The organism is Pseudomonas sp. DR48, assembly GCF_019823085.1.
In the GTDB taxonomy this organism is placed as follows: domain Bacteria; phylum Pseudomonadota; class Gammaproteobacteria; order Pseudomonadales; family Pseudomonadaceae; genus Aquipseudomonas.
Genome location: NZ_CP081946.1, coordinates 6279933 through 6297719, shown reverse-complemented (window position 1 = coordinate 6297719; position 17787 = coordinate 6279933). Strand labels below are relative to the sequence as shown.

Below are 17787 nucleotides of genomic sequence, written 5' to 3'. Positions count from 1 at the left end.
AAAGGCCTTGATTCGTTCGGGAGCGAAATATGAACGTTGAACACCACGATATCGGCGTCTCGCAGGTGGCGGCGGCCATTGCAGAGCCTGCCCGAACGAAAATCCTCTGTTCGCTGATGGACGGCCACGCCCGTACCAGCACCGAGCTCGCGGCGGTTGCCGAAGTCAGTGCGTCCACGGCCAGCGCACACTTGGCCAAACTCAAGGAACTGGCGCTGGTGCGGTTGCACGTACAGGGTCGCCATCGTTATTACAGCCTTGCGGACAAACGCGTCGCCCAGGCGCTGGAAGCGCTGATGGTGATCGGCCAGAACAATGCGCCGACCTTCAGCTCACGGACGCCGGATCGGCTGCAATTCGCTCGCACCTGTTACGACCACATGGCTGGCACGCTCGCGGTGTTGCTGCATGACCGGATGATCGAAGCCGGATGGCTACTGGAAACCGACGAGCAGGTTTATCAGCTCAGCGCCAGTGGCGAAGCCCTGTTTGCCGGGTTGGGCATTGAGGTCAAGGACCTGAATACGCTGCGCCGCCGCTTCGCCTGCCCGTGCCTGGACTGGAGCATGCGCCGCCCGCATTTGGGTGGCTCATTGGGCGCGGCGTTGCTGCAAACCGCGATCAAGCGCAAATGGCTGACCCAGGACCTGGACAGTCGGGCGCTGGCGTTGACGGCGGTCGGGCGCAAGGAGATCGGCAGCCGCTTCGCCATTGAGTTGCCGACTCAAGTCGCGATCGCTCGTCCCACGCCTGCGGAGTCCCGCCGCCGTTCGAGTGCCAGCCCGCCGACTTAGCGGCTGGCCGAGGCCATGAGCACGCCAAAACCGGCAAAGGTCACCCCTGAGACTTTGGCGGCCAGCCAGGCACCTTTCGGGCTCGACAGCCAGCCTTTGGCGGCATTGGCGAGCAGCGCATAACTGCCATGCACCAGGATCACCAACACCGCGTAAGAGGCGACCAGTTTGAAAAACTGGCTGGTGAAGTGCGCCGAGGTGTCGATGAATTGCGGGAACACCGCGAGGAAGAAAAACACCGCCTTGGGGTTCAGGAACTGGATCGATGCCGCTTCCAGAAAGCGATAGCCGGGACTTGAGGGCCGGGTTTGCAGCAACGAGTTGAAACGGTCCGAGCGCCAGCTCTTGAACCCCAGGTACAACAAATACGCGGCCCCAGCGTATTTCAAGACGGTAAAGGCATGGGCCGAGGTGCTGAGGATCAGGCCGACACTGGTGGCGCTGATGGCGGCGACGATGAACGCTCCCGAGGCGATGCCGAAAATCCCCGGCAACGCCCCGGTCCAGCCGTGTCTGGCCGCATTGGACAGGGTCAGCAGAACGCCAGGCCCGGGGCTCAGAATGGTCAGCGTGGCGAAAAGCAAAAACAGTCCGTAGTTGTTCATGGCGTGCTCCGTCAGGTGGCGCTGGCTGCGTGGAGGCAGATTGGCGTGGCGCAATGCGCGTGACAAACGCTTTAATTTCGGCGCATAGGTGACTAAATTAGACGCATGAAAAATCAACTGCCGCCGCTCAATGCTGTTCGCGCCTTTGCTGTCGCTGCTCGTCATCAGAGCTTCGCTCTGGCGGCCGAAGAGCTGCATGTCAGCCACAGTGCGGTCAGCCGCCACATCAAATTGCTTGAAGAACATCTGGGCGTGTTGCTGTTTGAGCGACGCATCCGGCAATCGCTGCTGACGCCGGCCGGCCAGCGTTTTTATGGGCAGGTGAGCGCCGGGTTGGCGCAGATTGCCGACGCTGCCGCCGAACTCAAGCGACATGCCGCGCTGCCGGTGGTGAAGATCAATGTCCGCCCGTCCTTTGCGCAATTGTGGCTGGAACCCAGGCTGGCGGACTTCATGGCGCAATACCCGGGCATCACGCCGCAGGTGATGACCCAGACCCAGGCCCCCGATCATCCCCGCGACGGGTTTGACGTTGTCATTCGCCGTGGCCGCGACGACTGGGCGCCGGCGATTGAAGCGCGCCCCCTGTTTGAAGACGAACTGCTGCTGGTCGCAGCGCCCGCGCTGATCGAACAGCAGCCGCTGGAAAACCTCGCGGGACTGGAGCGGCACACGTTGCTGACCGCCAAGGCGCGCCGCGAAGACTGGCACAACTGGGCGATGCACTTTGGTCAACGGCAGTCAGCCGTTCAGATCACCCGTCAATTCGATCACATGCATCTTGTGCTGCAGGCTGCCGTCGAGGGGCAGGGCATCGCCTTGTGCCCGACTTCGTTACTCGGCACGCACCTGTGCAGTGGCAGCCTGATCTGCCCGTTACCTGAATTGCGCATGCCGCTGCCGCGCTATTACTACGGTGTGGCGCCGGATGTGACGGCGTCTGCGCGGGTATTTGTGGAGTGGTTGTTTGCCCGGATTGCTCAGGATGAGCACCAGGCGACCAAGGGTGCGTTCTCGACTTGAACCACGGGCATCGACGCGATACTGTGCATCCATCCAGTATAAGGCGTCCCCCATGGAACTCATCGACAAGCTCAGCATTCTCGCCGACGCCGCCAAGTACGACGCGTCGTGCGCCAGCAGCGGCGCGCCCAAGCGCAGCTCCGAGGGCAAGAGCGGACTGGGCTCGACCAACGGCATGGGCATTTGCCACAGCTATACGCCGGATGGACGCTGCGTTTCGCTGCTGAAGATTCTGCTGACCAACTTCTGCCTGTACGACTGCCAATATTGCGTTAATCGCCGTTCCAGCGATGTGCCACGCGCACGCTTCACGCCGGAAGAAGTGGTGACGCTGACCCTGGATTTCTACCGGCGCAACTGCGTCAGCGGGCTGTTTCTCAGCTCCGGGATCATTCGCTCGGCGGACTACACCATGGAGCAGTTGATCCGTGTGGCCAAGCTGTTGCGCGAAGAGCATGAGTTTCGCGGTTACATTCACCTCAAGACCATTCCCGAAGCCGATCCGGCGCTGATCGAGGAGGCGGGGCGCTACGCCGACCGCTTGAGCGTGAACATCGAATTGCCCACCTACGCCAGCCTGCAAACCCTGGCCCCGGAGAAACAGCTGGGTTCGATCAAGCAAGCGATGCAAACCATCTACACCGGCGTACAAACGGTGCTCAACGAACCGCGCGCGCCGAAATTTGCCCCGGCCGGGCAGAGCACGCAAATGATCGTCGGCGCCGATGACACCGATGACAGCACCATTCTCCACAGCGCCCAGGCGCTGTATGGCAACTTCCGTTTGCGTCGGGTCTATTACTCGGCATTCAGTCCGATCCCCAACAGCCCGAAAAGCGTGCCTTTGGCTGCGCCGCCCTTGATGCGTGAACACCGTTTGTATCAAGCGGATTTCCTCTTGCGCAGCTACGGCTTTACCGCCGGCGAGCTGTTCAAAGGTCCCGGGCACCTGGCGCTCGACATTGACCCGAAGCTGGCGTGGGCACTGGAAAATCGTGACGTCTTCCCGCTGGACCTCAATCACGCCGAGGCATCGTTGATCGCGCGCATTCCCGGCATCGGCTTGCGCACCACCGAGCGCCTGGTGGAACTGCGCCGCCAGCGCCGCATCCGCTATGAGGACTTGACTCGAATGCGCTGTGTGCTGGCCAAGGCCAAGCCGTTTTTCATCACCAGCGATTACCACCCGCAGCAGGCCGAAGTCACCAGTCATCTGCTGTATCAGCAATTGCGCGACCGACCCGCCCCACAACAGATGGGGTTGTGGGGATGATCCATCTCGATTGCGATGACCTGTTCGACACCTGGCGCCAACAGGCACGCTGGCTGCTCAGTCATGAGGTGGACCCCAGTCTGGTGAGTTGGGCGAGTGAAGGTGTGGCTGACCTGTTTGCCAGTGATGATGCTCCGCCCGAAACCCAGGGGCCGTTTCAGGCCCGAATCCCGCGAACGCTATTGGACACCCTGGAACGCGCCGCCCGTTATCGCGGTGATCAGCGCTGGAGCCTGTTGTACGAAGTGTTGTGGCGGGTCAGTCATGGTGATCGCACCGCAGTGTTGGCGGGTGACAAGCTTGGTAGTGAATTACAGAGAAGAATCAAACAGATACAGCGTGAAGCTCATCATCTACATGCATTTGTGCGTTTCGTCGCGATGCCTGGAGGCGAGGGTCCGCACTATGTCGCTTGGCACGAACCGGCCCATGACATCCTGCACAGCGCCAGCGAACATTTCATCGGTCGCATGGGCCGCCATCGCTGGTTGATTGCGACACCTCGGGACGGGGTTTACTACGATGGGGAGCGGTTGATCCACCAACGACGCTGCCCGATTGAATGGCAGCAACTGGCACAAAACGCCGACGATCCACACAGCGACATGTGGTTGACCTACTACAGTCATATCTTCAATCCGGCGCGATTGAACCCGACGGTGATGCAAGGGCACTTGCCGATGCGTTTCTGGAAGAACCTGCCGGAGGGCGCGCTGATTCCGGGGTTGATCATTCAGGCTCGCACAGGCAAGCAACAGGACGGTCAGGCCAGCGGGATCAAGGGCAGGGGCGGTAAGCGCATTACGCTGGGGGACGCCGAGCGTCTTCAGAATCCATAAGAAACCCGCTGGACGCACAGGCGTCCAGCGGGTTTTTGTTGTGGCGGATGTCAGGTCAAACCTTAACGATCCAGCCCGCAGGTGCTTCGATGTCGCCAGTCTGTACACCGGTCAGCTCTTTGTAGAGCTTCTGGGTGACCGGACCGACTTCGGTCTCGCTGTGGAACACGTGCAGGTGGTCGTTGTAGCTGATGCCGCCGATCGGGGTGATCACGGCCGCGGTGCCGCAAGCGCCGGCTTCCTTGAAGTCGGAGAGCTTGTCGATGAACACGTCGCCTTCAACCACTTCCAGGCCCAGACGCGATTTGGCCAGTTCGATCAACGACAGGCGGGTGATGCCTGGCAGGACCGACGGCGAGTTCGGCGTGACGAACTTGTTGTCGTGGGTGATCCCGAAGAAGTTGGCCGAGCCGACTTCTTCAATTTTGGTGTGAGTCATCGGGTCCAGGTAGATGGCGTCGGCAAAGTGCGCCTTCTTGGCCTGGGAACCTGGCATCAGGCTGGCGGCGTAGTTGCCACCGACCTTGGCCGCGCCGGTGCCTTGTGGGGCCGCACGGTCGTAGCTGGAGATCAGGAAGTTGTGCGGGGTCAGGCCGCCCTTGAAGTAGGCGCCAACCGGGATGCAGAAAATCGAGAAGATGAATTCCGGTGCGGTACGCACGCCGATGTTGTCACCCACGCCGATCACGAACGGACGCAGGTACAGCGCGCCGCCAGTGCCGTAAGGCGGGATGAAACGCTCGTTGGCACGGACCACTTCCTTGCACGCATCGATGAACTGTTCGGTGGACACCTGTGGCATCAGCAGGCGACCGCAGCTGCGTTGCATGCGTGCGGCGTTCTGATCCGGGCGGAACAGATTGATCGAACCGTCCTTGCAACGATAGGCCTTCAGGCCTTCGAAGCATTGCTGGCCATAGTGAAGGGCAGTCGAGCCTTCGCTGATGTGCAGCACATTGTCTTCGGTCAGGGTGCCTTTGTCCCACTCGCCATTACGCCAGTGCGACAGATAGCGCTTGTCTGTCTTGATGTAGTCAAAACCCAACTTGTCCCAATTGATGCTTTCGTTACCCATGACACCCTCTATCACTTAACAACCGCCGAAACGGTTCAAGGCTTCTGACGTTTTTTGGATGGGGACAACAATACTTCATTCCGGGCCTGTTTCGCAGCCCGGAATGCGATCTCTCTCGCACTGATCGTTCCCACGCTCTGCGTGGGAATGCCTCAATGGACGCTCCGCGTCCGCTTCTGGGACGCGGAGCGTCCCGGGCTGCATTCCCACGCAGAGCGTGGGAACGATCAGTTATAGATGCAGAGCATGCCCAAGCGCACGCAGCGCTGCTTCCTGCACCGCTTCGCCCAGTGTCGGGTGTGCGTGTATGGTGCCGGCGATGTCTTCCAGTCGCGCGCCCATTTCCAGGCTCTGGCCGAAGGCGGTCGACAACTCCGAAACGCCGACCCCGACGGCCTGCCAACCGACGATCACATGATTGTCACGGCGCGCCACCACCCGCACGAAGCCGCTTTTGGATTCCAGCGTCATCGCCCGACCATTGGCCGCGAACGGGAAGCTCGACACGATGCAATCCAGCCCTGCGGCCTTGGCCTCATCCGGGGTTTTGCCGACCACCACCAGTTCCGGATCGGTAAAGCACACGGCGGCGATGGCGGTCGGGTTGAACTCGCGGTGTAGACCGCTGATCAGTTCCGCAACCATTTCGCCCTGGGCCATCGCCCGGTGCGCGAGCATTGGTTCGCCGCTCAGGTCGCCGATTGCATACACGTTGCGCATGCTGGTCTGGCAGCGGTTGTCGATCTTGATCGACGAGCCGTTCATGTCCAGGTTCAGCGCTTCGAGGTTCCAGCCCTGGGTGTTGGGTTTGCGACCGACGGCCACCAGCACCTGATCCGTTTCCAGGTTCAGCGTCTCGCCGTCCGGCTGCAGAACTTGCAGTGTATTGCTAGCAGAATCAAAGCATTGGACGCTGTGCTTCAAGTAAAGCTTCACGCCGAGTTTTTTCAGTTCGTCGTGCACCGGTTGGGTCAATTCAGCATCGTAGGCCGGCAGGATGCGTTCCTGTGCCTCGACCACGCTGACCTCGGCGCCGAGCTTGCGATAGGCAATCCCCAGCTCCAGACCGATGTAGCCGCCACCCACCACCACCAATCGTTTCGGCACCGACGTCGGTGCCAGGGCCTCGGTGGAGGAGATAATAGGGCCGCCAATCGGCAGCATCGGCAGGTTCACGCTTTTCGAACCGGTGGCCAGCACCAGGTGCTCGCACAGAATCCGCGTGTCGCCGACATCAACGGTTTTGCCGTCGACCACGGTGGCCCAGCCTTGAATGACCTGGACTTTGTTCTTTTTCAGCAAGGCCGCGACGCCAGTGGTCAGGCGATCAACGATGCCGTCCTTCCACTCGACGCTCTTGCTGATGTCGAGGGTGGGTGCCGAAACGCTGATGCCCAGCGCCGAATGCTGGCTGTGATGTTGCGTCTGGTGAAACTGCTCGGCCACGTGAATCAGCGCCTTGGACGGAATGCAGCCGATGTTCAGGCAGGTGCCGCCCAGGGATTGGCCTTCCACCAGAATGGTCGGGATGCCCAGCTGGCCGGCACGGATCGCCGTCACATAACCGCCGGGGCCGCCGCCGATGATCAGCAGCGTGGTATTCAAAGTCTGTTGCATGACCTACTCCACAAACAGCGTAGCGGGTTGTTCGAGCAAGCCACGAATGGCCTGGATGAATTGCGCCGCGTCCATGCCATCGACCACGCGGTGATCGAACGAGCTGGAGAGGTTCATCATCTTGCGAATCACGATCTGGCCTTTGACCACCATCGGGCGTTCGACGATTTTGTTCACGCCGACGATTGCCACTTCCGGCAGGTTCAGCACGGGCGTGCTGACGATGCCGCCCAACGCACCGAGGCTGGTCAGGGTGATGGTCGAGCCGGAGAGTTCATCGCGGGCAGCCTTGCCATTGCGTGCGGCGGTGGCCAGGCGAGAGATTTCAGCGGCGTTGTCCCACAGGCTGCGGGCTTCGGCGTGACGCACCACCGGCACCATCAAACCGATGTCGGCCTGGGTGGCGATGCCCACGTGCACGGCACTGAGGCGGGTGATGACCTGGGCTTCGTCGTCGTAACGGGCGTTGATCTGCGGGAAGTCACGCAGGGCGACGACCAGAGCACGGACCAGAAACGGCAGCAGGGTCAGCTTGCCGCGTGTCGCGCCGTGTTTTTCGTTCAGGTGCGCGCGCAGTTCTTCCACGGCAGTGACGTCAATTTCTTCGACATAACTGAAGTGCGCAGCGCGCTGGGTAGCGTCCTGCATGCGCTGGGCGATCTTGCGACGCATGCCGATCACCGGAATCTGCTCTTCATCGTTACGCTGGGCATAAGCGGCGGCAGCAGTCGATTGTGGCTGCTGACCTTGCGCCAGATAGGCATCGAGGTCTTCGTGCAGCACGCGACCGGCAGGGCCGGTGCCACGCACCAGGCGCAACGGAATGCCCAGGTCCAGCGCATGTTTGCGCACGGCCGGGGAGGCCAGCGGGCGCTCATTGGCTTCGCGAGCTACCATCGGGCCTTGGCACACGGCGGCTGGACGCGGTGCTGCAATCGGTTTGCTGATGGCCGCAGCTTCAACCTTCGGTGCCGCAACCGGTGTCTCTTTCGCGACAGCGGCCGCAACAGCAGGCTGGGCCGACTCTTTAACGTTGCCTGCGCCTTCGACTTCAATACTGATCAGGATGCTGCCGACCGCCATGACTTCGCCCGGCTGTCCGCCCAGCGCAATCACTTTGCCGTGCACCGGCGAGGGGATGTCGACCATCGCCTTGTCAGTCATGACATCGGCCAATACCTGGTCTTCGACGACCATGTCGCCGACCTTGACGTGCCACACCGACAATTCAACTTCTGCAATGCCTTCGCCAATGTCCGGCATTTTAATAACGTGCGTGCCCATTCAGACCTCCATAACCCGTTTCAACGCCGCGCCCACACGGGACGGCCCTGGGAAATACGCCCACTCTTGCGCGTGCGGGTAGGGGGTGTCCCAACCGGTGACGCGTTCGATCGGCGCTTCCAGGTAGTGGAAGCAGTGCTCTTGTACCAGCGCGACCAGTTCGGCGCCGAAGCCGCAGGTGCGGGTCGCTTCGTGAACGATCACGCAGCGGCCGGTTTTCTTCACTGACTTGACGATGGTCTCAAGGTCCAGCGGCCACAGGCTGCGCAGGTCGATGACTTCGGCGTCGATGCCGGTTTCCTCAGCGGCCACTTGCGACACATACACCGTGGTGCCGTAGGTCAGGATGGTCACGGCCTTGCCGGGACGAGTGATGGCGGCGACGTCCAGCGGCACGGTGTAGTAACCGTCCGGCACTTGCGCGGCGGGGTGTTTCGACCACGGCGTTACCGGACGGTCGTGGTGGCCGTCGAACGGGCCGTTGTACAGGCGTTTTGGCTCGAGGAAGATTACCGGGTCATCGTTTTCGATGGAGGCGATCAGCAAGCCCTTGGCGTCGTAAGGGTTGGATGGCATGACGGTACGCAGGCCGCAGACCTGGGTGAACATCGCTTCGATGCTCTGGCTGTGGGTCTGGCCGCCGTAGATGCCGCCGCCGCAAGGCATGCGCAGGGTCATCGGAGCGGTGAACTCGCCAGCGGAGCGATAGCGCAAACGCGCGGCTTCGGAAATGATCTGGTCCGATGCCGGGTACACGTAGTCGGCGAACTGAATCTCGGCCACCGGGCGCAAACCATAGGCACCCATGCCCACGGCGACGCCGACGATGCCGCTTTCGGAAATCGGTGCATCGAACACTCGGGAAGTGCCGTATTTGGTCTGCAGGCCTTCGGTGCAACGGAAGACGCCGCCGAAGTAGCCCACGTCCTGGCCGAACACGACGACGTTGTCGTCACGCTCAAGCATCACATCCATGGCCGAGCGCAGGGCCTGGATCATGGTCATGGTGGTCGTGGTCATGGCGGTTTCCAGCTGGATATTGTTGTTGTGGTCGTTCATGTCAGATCCCCAACTCTTGACGCTGGCGCTTCAAGTGCTCCGGCATCTCTTTGTAGACGTCTTCGAACATGGTCGCGGCGCTTGGAATCTGGCCGCCGGCGAGGGTGCCGTACTGCTCGGCTTCTTTCTGCGCGGCAATCACCTGGGCTTCGAGTTCGGCGCTGACGGCGACGTGTTCCTCTTCGGACCAATGACCGATCTTGATCAGGTGCTGCTTGAGGCGGGCAATCGGGTCGCCGAGCGGGAAATAGCTCCAGTCGTCGGCGGGACGGTATTTGGACGGATCATCGGAGGTCGAGTGCGGGCCGGCGCGGTAGGTGACCCATTCGATCATGGTCGGGCCGAGGTTACGACGGGCGCGTTCGGCGGCCCAGGCGGAGGCGGCGTAGACCGCGACAAAATCGTTGCCATCAACCCGCAGGGAGGCAATGCCGCAACCGACGCCACGGCCGGCAAATGTCGTGGCTTCACCACCGGCAATCGCCTGGAACGTCGAGATCGCCCACTGGTTGTTGACCACGTTGAGGATCACCGGCGCACGGTAAACGTGGGCGAAGGTGAGGGCGGTGTGGAAGTCGGATTCAGCGGTGGCACCGTCGCCGATCCAGGCCGAGGCGATTTTGGTGTCGCCCTTGATCGCCGAAGCCATGCCCCAGCCCACACCCTGCACGAACTGGGTGGCCAGGTTGCCGGAAATGGTGAAGAAACCGTAATCCTTGACTGAATACATGATCGGCAGCTGACGGCCCTTGAGCGGATCGCGCTCGTTGGACAGCAGTTGGCAGATCAGGTCTACCAGTGGCACGTCTCGCGCCATCAGGATGCTTTGCTGGCGGTACGTCGGAAAGCACATGTCATCGACGTTCAGCGCCAGGGCCTGGCCGCTGCCGATGGCTTCCTCGCCGAGGCTCTGCATGTAGAACGACATTTTCTTCTGGCGCTGGGCGACCACCATGCGGTTGTCATAGATCCGCGTCTTGAGCATGGCACGCATGCCTTTTCGCAGGATCTCGACCGGCACGCCTTCAGCCCAAGGGCCGAGGGCGTTGCCCTGGTCGTCGAGCACGCGAATCAGACCCTTGGCCAGATCAGCGGTGTCGGCCGGCTCAACGTCGATTGGGGGTTTGCGCACCGTGCCGGCGTCGGTCAGACGCAGGTAGGAGAAGTCGGTTTTGCAGCCGGGACGGCCCGACGGTTCGGGAACGTGCAGTTGCAGCGGTTCGTACGCTTGGTTCATGGCTTCTACGCTCGATCTTGTGAATTTCTTGTAGTGAGCTGACCGTCTTTCTTCTGTGGAAGAAATCTTGTCCTACAACAATCATAGGCCCGGCGAAGAAGAATATTTATCTCTGTTTCGTTGCGCCGGAGATCATTTGAGGATAAAAAATCTGCATAAACATAAAAAACAGGTGGTTTTGTCTCATGCGCAAACTGGACCGTACCGATATCGGCATTTTGAACAGCCTTCAGGAGAACGCCCGCATCACCAATGCCGACCTTGCACGCTCGGTCAATCTGTCGCCGACACCGTGCTTCAATCGGGTCAAGGCAATGGAAGAACTGGGGCTGATTCGTGAGCAAGTGACGCTGCTGGATGCCGACCTGCTGGGGCTGCATGTGAATGTGTTCATTCATGTGAGCCTGGAGAAACAGGTGGAGGAGGCGTTGCAGCATTTCGAGGAGGCGATTTCGGATCGCCCGGAGGTGATGGAGTGCTACTTGATGGCCGGTGACCCGGATTACCTGATCCGCGTGCTGGTGCCGACCATTCAGTCGCTGGAGCGCTTCATGATGGACTTCCTGACAAAGGTCCCGGGCGTTGCCAACATTCGCTCAAGCTTTGCACTCAAGCAGGTGCGCTACAAAACCGCGCTGCCGTTGCCGGCCAATGGGCTAACGCTGGGGGTTTAGCGCGATGCTCGTTCCCACGCTCTGCGTTCCAGCTTCGAAAGGGGACGCGGAGCGTCCCGGGCTGCATTCCCACGCAGAGCGTGGGAACGATCGGCTTAGAGCTGGTTGAGCGGGATTTTCAGGTACGCCACACCGTTGTCCTCGGCCGGCGGAAAATTGCCCGCGCGCACATTGACCTGGATCGCCGGCAGCAACAGCGTCGGCATGCCCAGCCCCGCATCACGATGGGTGCGCATGGCAACAAACGCCGCTTCGTCGACGCCGTCATGCATATGGATATTGCTTTTACGCTGCTCGCCGACCGTGCTCATGCACCGGGATTCGCGGCCTTCGGGCGGGTAATCGTGGCAGACATACAGGCGCACACTGGCGGGGAAGGCCAGCAGTTTACGGATCGAGGCGAACATCTGGTTGGCGTTGCCGCCGGGAAAGTCGCAGCGCGCGGTGCCGACGTCGGGCATGAACAGCGTATCGCCCGCCAGAATCACATCCCCGTCGATCAAATAAGCCATGTCGGCCGGCGTGTGGCCAGGCACATGCAGGGCCGTGGCCTTGAGGTTGCCGATCATGAACGATTCGTCCGGCGCGAACAGATGGTCGAACTGCGAGCCGTCACTGCGAAACGCCGGCTCAAGGTTGAACAGGCTCTTGAACACGCCCTGAACCTTGCTGATCGACTGACCGATCGCGATCTTGCCGCCCAGCTCGCGACGCAGATACGGTGCCGCGGACAGGTGATCGGCATGGGCGTGGGTTTCCAGCAGCCATTGCACTTGCAGCTGATGTTCACGTACGAAGGCAATGATTTTATCCGCCTGGGTGGTGGCGGTGCGCCCGGCGGCGGGGTCGTAGTCGAGCACCGGATCGACGATTGCGCACTGGCCGCCATCGTCTTCGTAGATCACGTAACTGTAGGTCGACGAGGCGGGGTCGAGGAAGGCTTCAATCAAGGCAGGCATGGTGGCAGATTCTATTGGGACGAGCTTTGAGGGTAGTGTCATTTTCCCTGTGCTGACCAGTCCCGCGTGAATTGATGAAGGAAATTTTCCACGCGGGCTCTATCCTGTCAGTCATCGATACCGGGCGTTCCCGGCTTTTTTCTCGGACTACGAGCGTTTTATGTTGTTGGCAAGTTTCTTTGGCGTGGTGATGGGCCTGGTGCTCGGATTGACCGGTGCCGGTGGCGGCATTCTTGCGGTGCCAGCGCTGGTGCTGGGGTTGGGTTTGACCATGACGCAGGCGGCGCCGGTGGCGTTGTTCGCAGTAGGCAGCGCGGCGGCGGTCGGCGCGATTGACGGTTTGCGCCATGGGTTGGTGCGCTATCGCGCCGCGTTGTTGATTGCGTTGCTGGGGGCGATTTTTTCGCCGGTGGGCATCTACTTCGCCCATCAGCTGCCGGAAAAAATCCTGATAATTCTGTTCAGCCTGCTGATGGTCATGGTGGCCTGGCGCATGCTGCGCCGTGAGCGTCAGGACGAAGGGCCGAGCGACCACGGCCACGCCAACTGGGGTCAGAAAAACTGCATGCTCGATCAGCAGACCGGGCGCTTTTCCTGGACCGCCAAATGCACCGCGACCCTGGCGGCGCTGGGGGCGGTCACCGGTGTGGTTTCAGGATTACTCGGCGTGGGCGGCGGCTTTCTGATTGTGCCGGCGTTCAAGCAACTGACCGATGTGCAAATGCGCGGCATCGTCGCCACGTCCTTGATGGTCATCAGCCTGATTTCCGCCATTGGAGTGATCGGCGCGTTCCATGCGGGCGTGCGGATCGACTCGTTGGGCGTCGCGTTCATTGTCGCCAGCATCGTCGGCATGATCATCGGCCGCAAACTCTGCGCGCGCGTGCCGGCCCGGGCCCTGCAGATCGGCTTCGCCAGTGTCTGCGTCGTGGTCGCCATTTACATGCTGTTCAGAGCGGGCCTCTAGGGCGTACCGGGTCTTCTGGCCGCCACTGTGCCAGACCCGGCGTACACCCTTCGATCCGGGTCCGGGCGCGATCCGGTCTTACACCGAATTCGCCGCGCACCACCTGCCACTCCAAAGCACCTCGCAACCGCCCCCAAGGCAGCGTAGGCCACCGCTCCAAGGTGGGAGCGAGCTTGCTCGCGATAGCGGAGTGTCAGGCAACAGAGATGTTGAATGTGTTGCCGCTATCGCGGGCAAGCCCGCTCCCACAGAGGATGGGTGGTGTTTTGACGATGGTCGGCATTACCGTGTGAGTGGTGTTGAATTGGTAACCCCGGTAATTGGCATCAAGCCGATCCAATGTGGGAGCGAGCCTGCTCGCGATAGCGGTGTGTCAGGCAGCAGGGATGTTGAATGTTATGTCGCTATCGCGAGCAGGCTCGCTCCCACAGGGGACGGTCAGGCACCTCCTGACCGTATTTCACACCTGTAAACGATGTCCCCGGTTTCTATCCGTCAAGCCCGCTCCCACAGGATGATGATTTGGCGATTGTCGGCATCACTCTCATCCCATCGAAGCGCCTACCCGCTACCCAAGTAGCATACGTCGCAGCGCGCAGGCTTCGTACACTCGTGCCTCATACAGGCGCACCTGCGGGGAGGCGACAATGCAGCAGGTCCAGAGTGAAGGCGTGGTCAGTGCAATGTCCCAGGCCACCGATGCCCAACAGGTGGCTCAGGAGCTGGCGCGGCAGTTGTTGCATCCGCATCTGGGCTTCGTGTTGTTCTTCTGTTCCGCCGAGTACGACCTGCAGGCGCTGGGCCAGGCCTTGCAACAGAGCTTTGGCGGGATTCGCCTGGTGGGGTGCACCAGCGCCGGGGAAATCACTCCGTTGGGCTACGGTCGCAACTGCGTGACGGCGGTAGGGTTCGACCATCGGCATTTTTCCATCGACGCCGAACTGATCTGCGAGATGGAGCACTTCAGCCTGATCGACGCGCAGCAAATGGTCGAGCGGCTGGTCAGCGGTTGTCGCAGCAACACACTGGCGCCGATCAAGGGCAATAGCTTTGCTTTGACCCTGCTCGACGGACTCTCCAGCCGTGAGGAAATGGTCCTTGCCGCCCTGAGTGCGGCATTGGGCGACATCCCGCATTTCGGCGGCTCGGCGGGTGACGACAATTACCTGACCCACACCCACGTCTATTTTGGCGGCGAATTCCACAGCGGCGCGGCCGTGGTGGTGCTGGTCAACACCTGGCTCGACTTCGAGGTGTTCACCACCCACCACATCCTGCCCCGGGCGGAAAAACTGGTGGTCACCGGAGCCGACAGCACCTCGCGCCGAGTCTTCGAACTGAATGCCGAGCCCGCCGCCGAGGAATACGCCCGGCACATCGGCGTGCCGGTGGCCGAGCTCGATCATCGGATTTTCGCCGCGCACCCGTTGGCGGTGCGCTTCAACGACCAATATTACGTGCGCGCCATCCAACAGGTGCATCCCGACCTGAGCCTGAGTTTCTATTGCGCGGTCGAGAACGGCATTGTCCTCACCGTCATGACGCCCGGCCCGATGCTGCCGAACCTGGAAAACCTGTTCGAAGGTTTGCAGGAACGCCTCGGCGACCTGTTGCTGACCATTGGCTGCGATTGTTTTCTCAGGCGGCTGGAGCTGGAAGGCAACGGCAATCTGGAGCGGATCGGCACGTTTTTGCGTGACCAGCGGGTGATGGGTTTCAACACCTACGGAGAGCAGTTCAATGGCATGCACATCAACCAGACCTTCACCGGCGTTGCCATTGCCCGAGACCGGTCCCCTGGACACCGCTGAGCTTCTGGCGCAAATCGCCAGCCTGCAGCATGACAATCACAAGTTGCAGCGCATCAATGCCGCGCTGATTGAGCGGATCGAGTCCGGCATCACCCGTGGCAATGATCCATACGCGGCGTTTCAGCATTCGGTGGTGCTGGCCGAGCAGGTACGTGAGCGCACCGACGCCTTGAACCAGGCCATGGCCGAACTCAAGTCGGGCAATCACTTGCTCAGCGAAGCGCGCCTGCGTGCGGAAACCGCGCACCAACATTTGATCGACGCCATCGAAAGCATTTCCGACGCTTTTGTGTTGTTCGATGCCGACCAGCGAATCGTCTTGTTCAACAGCCGCTTCAAGGCGTTCTGGGGCAACAGCCGGGTGCGGATCAACGCCGGCATGCGTCTGGCCGAGGTCAAGCGTCTGATGAGTGTCACCGGTTTGTTCACGGAAGAACCGCGTGGGCAGGCCGATGAGAACCTGTTGTATCGCCTGCAGAACGGTCGTTGGCTGCAAGTCAGCGAACGGCCGACCCAGGAAGGCGGGCGGGTGATCCTGTTCACCGACATTACCGACGTCAAACTCAGTGAAACCATGCGCCGCGAACAAGCGGTGGCGCAGAAATCACATCTGCTGCAACGGGCGGTCGACAACCTGTCCCAAGGCGTGGCCATGGTCAATGCCGAGGGTGTACTGGAATTGTGGAACCGGCGCTTTCTGGAACTCAGCGGCCTGGCGCCGGTGGCGGCGCATCGGCCGTTTGCCGAAGTGATCGCCGACAGCGAGTTGAACCTGCTGACGCCAGCCAGTCGCGACGCCAACGGGCGCCATGTGCAGGAACTGGAACAGCGCCTCTACGATGGCCGGGTGCTGGAAATTCGCACCCATCCGTTGCCCACCGGCGGTTTCGTCAACACGTTCACCGACATCACCGAACGCTATCAGCACGCCGAAGCGTTGAGCGAAAGCGAGCGCTGGATTCGCCTGATCACCGACCATGTTCCAGCGCTGATCGCCTACCTCAACGCCGATCTGGTCTACGAATTCACTAACAAAGTGTACGAGGAATGGTACTGCTGGCCGCGCGGCGTGATGCTCGGACAGAGCCTGCGCGAAGTCCACAGCGAACAGCATTACCAGCGCCTGGAAGCCTACGTGGCCCGGGCCCTGGCCGGGGAAAGCGTGACCTTCGAGTTCGCCGAAACCAACATCAACAATCAGGAGCGCTACATGCTGCGCTCCTACGTGCCCAATCGCCTGGCCACCGGGGAAGTGGTGGGGATTTTCGTGCTGATCCGCGACATCACCGAACGTCGGCGCACGGCCGAGGCGTTGCATCAGGCCTACCAGAATCTCGAGTTACGGGTGCGTGAACGCACGACGGAACTGACCACTCTCAATGACCAGCTATTGCGGGAAATCGACGAGCGTCGGCGCGTCGAATCGCGCTTGCGTGAGGCCAAGCTTGAGGCCGAGCAGGCTAATCTGTCGAAAACCAAGTTCCTGGCTGCCGTTAGTCACGATTTGCTGCAACCGCTCAACGCCGCTCGGCTGTTCACCAGCGCGTTACTGGAGCGCCGCGAGCCGGTGGCCAATGCGATTCTGGTGCGCAATGTCAGCAATTCCCTGGAGGACGTGGAAAATCTGCTGGGCACGCTGGTGGACATTTCCAAGCTCGATGCCGGGGTGATCAAGGCCGACATCGCGCCGTTCGCTCTGAGCGAACTGTTGGAAAACCTCGCCGCCGAGTACACCCAAGTCGCGCGCAGCGAAGGGCTTGAGCTGCATTTCATCCCGTGTTCGGCGTTGGTGCGCAGCGACATCCAGTTGCTGGCGCGGATCCTGCGCAATCTGCTGAGCAACGCCATCCGCTACACCTACAACGGGCGTGTGGTGCTGGGTTGCAGGCGCCATCATCAGCGCTTGACGATTGAAGTCTGGGACAGCGGCATGGGCATTGCTGAAAACCGTCTGGAAGAGATTTTCCAGGAGTTCAAGCGTGGCGATGTGCAGCGCCCGGATCAGGATCGCGGTTTGGGCCTGGGACTGGCCATTGTCGAGAAAATTGCCGGGATCCTCGGCCACCGCATTCACGTGCGTTCGTGGCCGGGCAAGGGGTCGATGTTTTCCGTCGAGGTGCCTTTGAGCGCCACGGCCCCGAAGGCTCAGCCGACGCTGCTGATGAGTGAACCGATGCTCGAACGTCTGCGCGGTGCGCGGGTGTGGGTGCTGGATAACGACCCGGCGATCTGCGCCGGCATGCGCACGTTGCTCGAAGGTTGGGGGTGTCGGGTGGTCACGGCGCTGTCAGAGGACGACCTGGCGCGGCAGGTGGACAACTACCATGAAGAAGCGGATTTGCTGATCGCCGACTATCACCTGGATAACGATCAGAACGGCGTCGATGCCGTCGCCCGGATCAATGCCCGTCGCGGTTCAGCGATCCCGGCGATGATGATTACGGCAAACTACAGCAATGAGCTGAAACAGCAGATTCGTGAGTTGGGGCATACGTTGATGCATAAGCCGGTAAGGCCGATGAAGCTGAAGACGGCGATGAGTCATTTACTCGGCAGGCCTTGAGATTTGT

15 protein-coding genes are annotated in these 17787 nt (G+C 61.1%); 8 read left to right on the top strand and 7 right to left on the bottom strand.

Annotated elements, in window-relative coordinates; translation table 11 throughout:
- Positions 1 to 29 precede the first annotated feature (29 nt).
- On the top strand, positions 30 to 794 hold the full coding sequence (locus K5K95_RS28355; RefSeq protein ID WP_222587156.1) for an ArsR/SmtB family transcription factor: 765 nt from the start codon (positions 30 to 32) through the stop codon (positions 792 to 794).
- On the opposite strand, the gene K5K95_RS28350 is transcribed toward K5K95_RS28355, so the two are convergent.
- A complete protein-coding gene (locus tag K5K95_RS28350; RefSeq protein WP_222587155.1) occupies positions 791 to 1399 on the bottom strand; it encodes a LysE family translocator in 609 nt (202 codons plus the stop codon). The genes K5K95_RS28355 and K5K95_RS28350 overlap by 4 nt on opposite strands.
- Positions 1400 to 1504: 105 nt before the next feature.
- Between K5K95_RS28350 and K5K95_RS28345 the strand changes: the two genes are divergently transcribed.
- From K5K95_RS28345 to K5K95_RS28335, 3 genes are read left to right on the top strand one after another with little or no spacing between them, the layout of a single operon-like run.
- The gene (locus K5K95_RS28345) at positions 1505 to 2422 is read left to right on the top strand and encodes a LysR substrate-binding domain-containing protein (RefSeq protein WP_222587154.1); all 918 of its coding nucleotides are present in this window, start codon (positions 1505 to 1507) and stop codon (positions 2420 to 2422) included.
- A gap of 52 nt (positions 2423 to 2474) precedes the next feature.
- Positions 2475 to 3695: a putative DNA modification/repair radical SAM protein gene (locus K5K95_RS28340; protein ID WP_222587153.1), complete on the top strand. Its 1221-nt coding sequence runs from the start codon at positions 2475 to 2477 to the stop codon at positions 3693 to 3695.
- Positions 3692 to 4534, top strand: a complete 843-nt coding sequence (locus K5K95_RS28335) for a TIGR03915 family putative DNA repair protein (RefSeq protein ID WP_222587152.1) — start codon at positions 3692 to 3694, stop codon at positions 4532 to 4534. The genes K5K95_RS28340 and K5K95_RS28335 overlap by 4 nt, the downstream gene beginning before the upstream one ends.
- 55 nt (positions 4535 to 4589) lie before the next feature.
- On the opposite strand, the gene K5K95_RS28330 is transcribed toward K5K95_RS28335, so the two are convergent.
- From K5K95_RS28330 to K5K95_RS28310, 5 genes are all read right to left on the bottom strand, one after another.
- A complete protein-coding gene (locus tag K5K95_RS28330) occupies positions 4590 to 5609 on the bottom strand; it encodes a branched-chain amino acid aminotransferase (protein WP_222587151.1) in 1020 nt (339 codons plus the stop codon).
- 231 nt (positions 5610 to 5840) lie between these two features.
- Positions 5841 to 7226 (bottom strand): dihydrolipoyl dehydrogenase, encoded by a 1386-nt coding sequence (gene lpdA, locus K5K95_RS28325; RefSeq protein ID WP_222587150.1) that lies wholly within the window; start codon positions 7224 to 7226, stop codon positions 5841 to 5843.
- 3 nt (positions 7227 to 7229) lie between these two features.
- Positions 7230 to 8510, bottom strand: coding sequence for a dihydrolipoamide acetyltransferase family protein (locus K5K95_RS28320; protein WP_222587149.1), 1281 nt, complete (start codon positions 8508 to 8510; stop codon positions 7230 to 7232).
- Complete coding sequence (locus K5K95_RS28315) at positions 8511 to 9569, bottom strand: alpha-ketoacid dehydrogenase subunit beta (protein WP_222587148.1); 1059 nt, start codon at positions 9567 to 9569, stop codon at positions 8511 to 8513.
- Between the two features lies 1 nt (position 9570).
- Complete coding sequence (locus tag K5K95_RS28310) at positions 9571 to 10806, bottom strand: 3-methyl-2-oxobutanoate dehydrogenase (2-methylpropanoyl-transferring) subunit alpha (protein ID WP_222587147.1); 1236 nt, start codon at positions 10804 to 10806, stop codon at positions 9571 to 9573.
- Positions 10807 to 10991: 185 nt separating this feature from the next.
- Here K5K95_RS28310 and bkdR point away from each other — a divergent pair, with 185 nt between their 5' ends.
- On the top strand, positions 10992 to 11480 hold the full coding sequence (gene bkdR / locus K5K95_RS28305; protein WP_096822555.1) for a Bkd operon transcriptional regulator BkdR: 489 nt from the start codon (positions 10992 to 10994) through the stop codon (positions 11478 to 11480).
- Between the two features lie 95 nt (positions 11481 to 11575).
- On the opposite strand, the gene K5K95_RS28300 is transcribed toward bkdR, so the two are convergent.
- Positions 11576 to 12439: an MBL fold metallo-hydrolase gene (locus K5K95_RS28300; protein WP_222587146.1), complete on the bottom strand. Its 864-nt coding sequence runs from the start codon at positions 12437 to 12439 to the stop codon at positions 11576 to 11578.
- Positions 12440 to 12599: 160 nt separating this feature from the next.
- On the opposite strand from K5K95_RS28300, the gene K5K95_RS28295 reads away from it, so the two are divergent.
- The 3 genes from K5K95_RS28295 to nahK all read left to right on the top strand — a co-directional run bounded on the left by K5K95_RS28295 (position 12600) and on the right by nahK (position 17780).
- On the top strand, positions 12600 to 13406 hold the full coding sequence (locus K5K95_RS28295; RefSeq protein ID WP_222587145.1) for a sulfite exporter TauE/SafE family protein: 807 nt from the start codon (positions 12600 to 12602) through the stop codon (positions 13404 to 13406).
- Between the two features lie 647 nt (positions 13407 to 14053).
- Positions 14054 to 15217 (top strand): nitric oxide-sensing protein NosP, encoded by a 1164-nt coding sequence (gene nosP, locus K5K95_RS28290; protein ID WP_222587144.1) that lies wholly within the window; start codon positions 14054 to 14056, stop codon positions 15215 to 15217.
- Entirely contained in the window at positions 15186 to 17780 is a 2595-nt protein-coding gene (gene nahK / locus K5K95_RS28285; protein ID WP_222590454.1) for a hybrid sensor histidine kinase/response regulator NahK/ErcS', read from the top strand. Before nosP ends, nahK begins: the two co-directional genes overlap by 32 nt.
- The last annotated feature ends 7 nt before the right edge of the window (positions 17781 to 17787 follow it).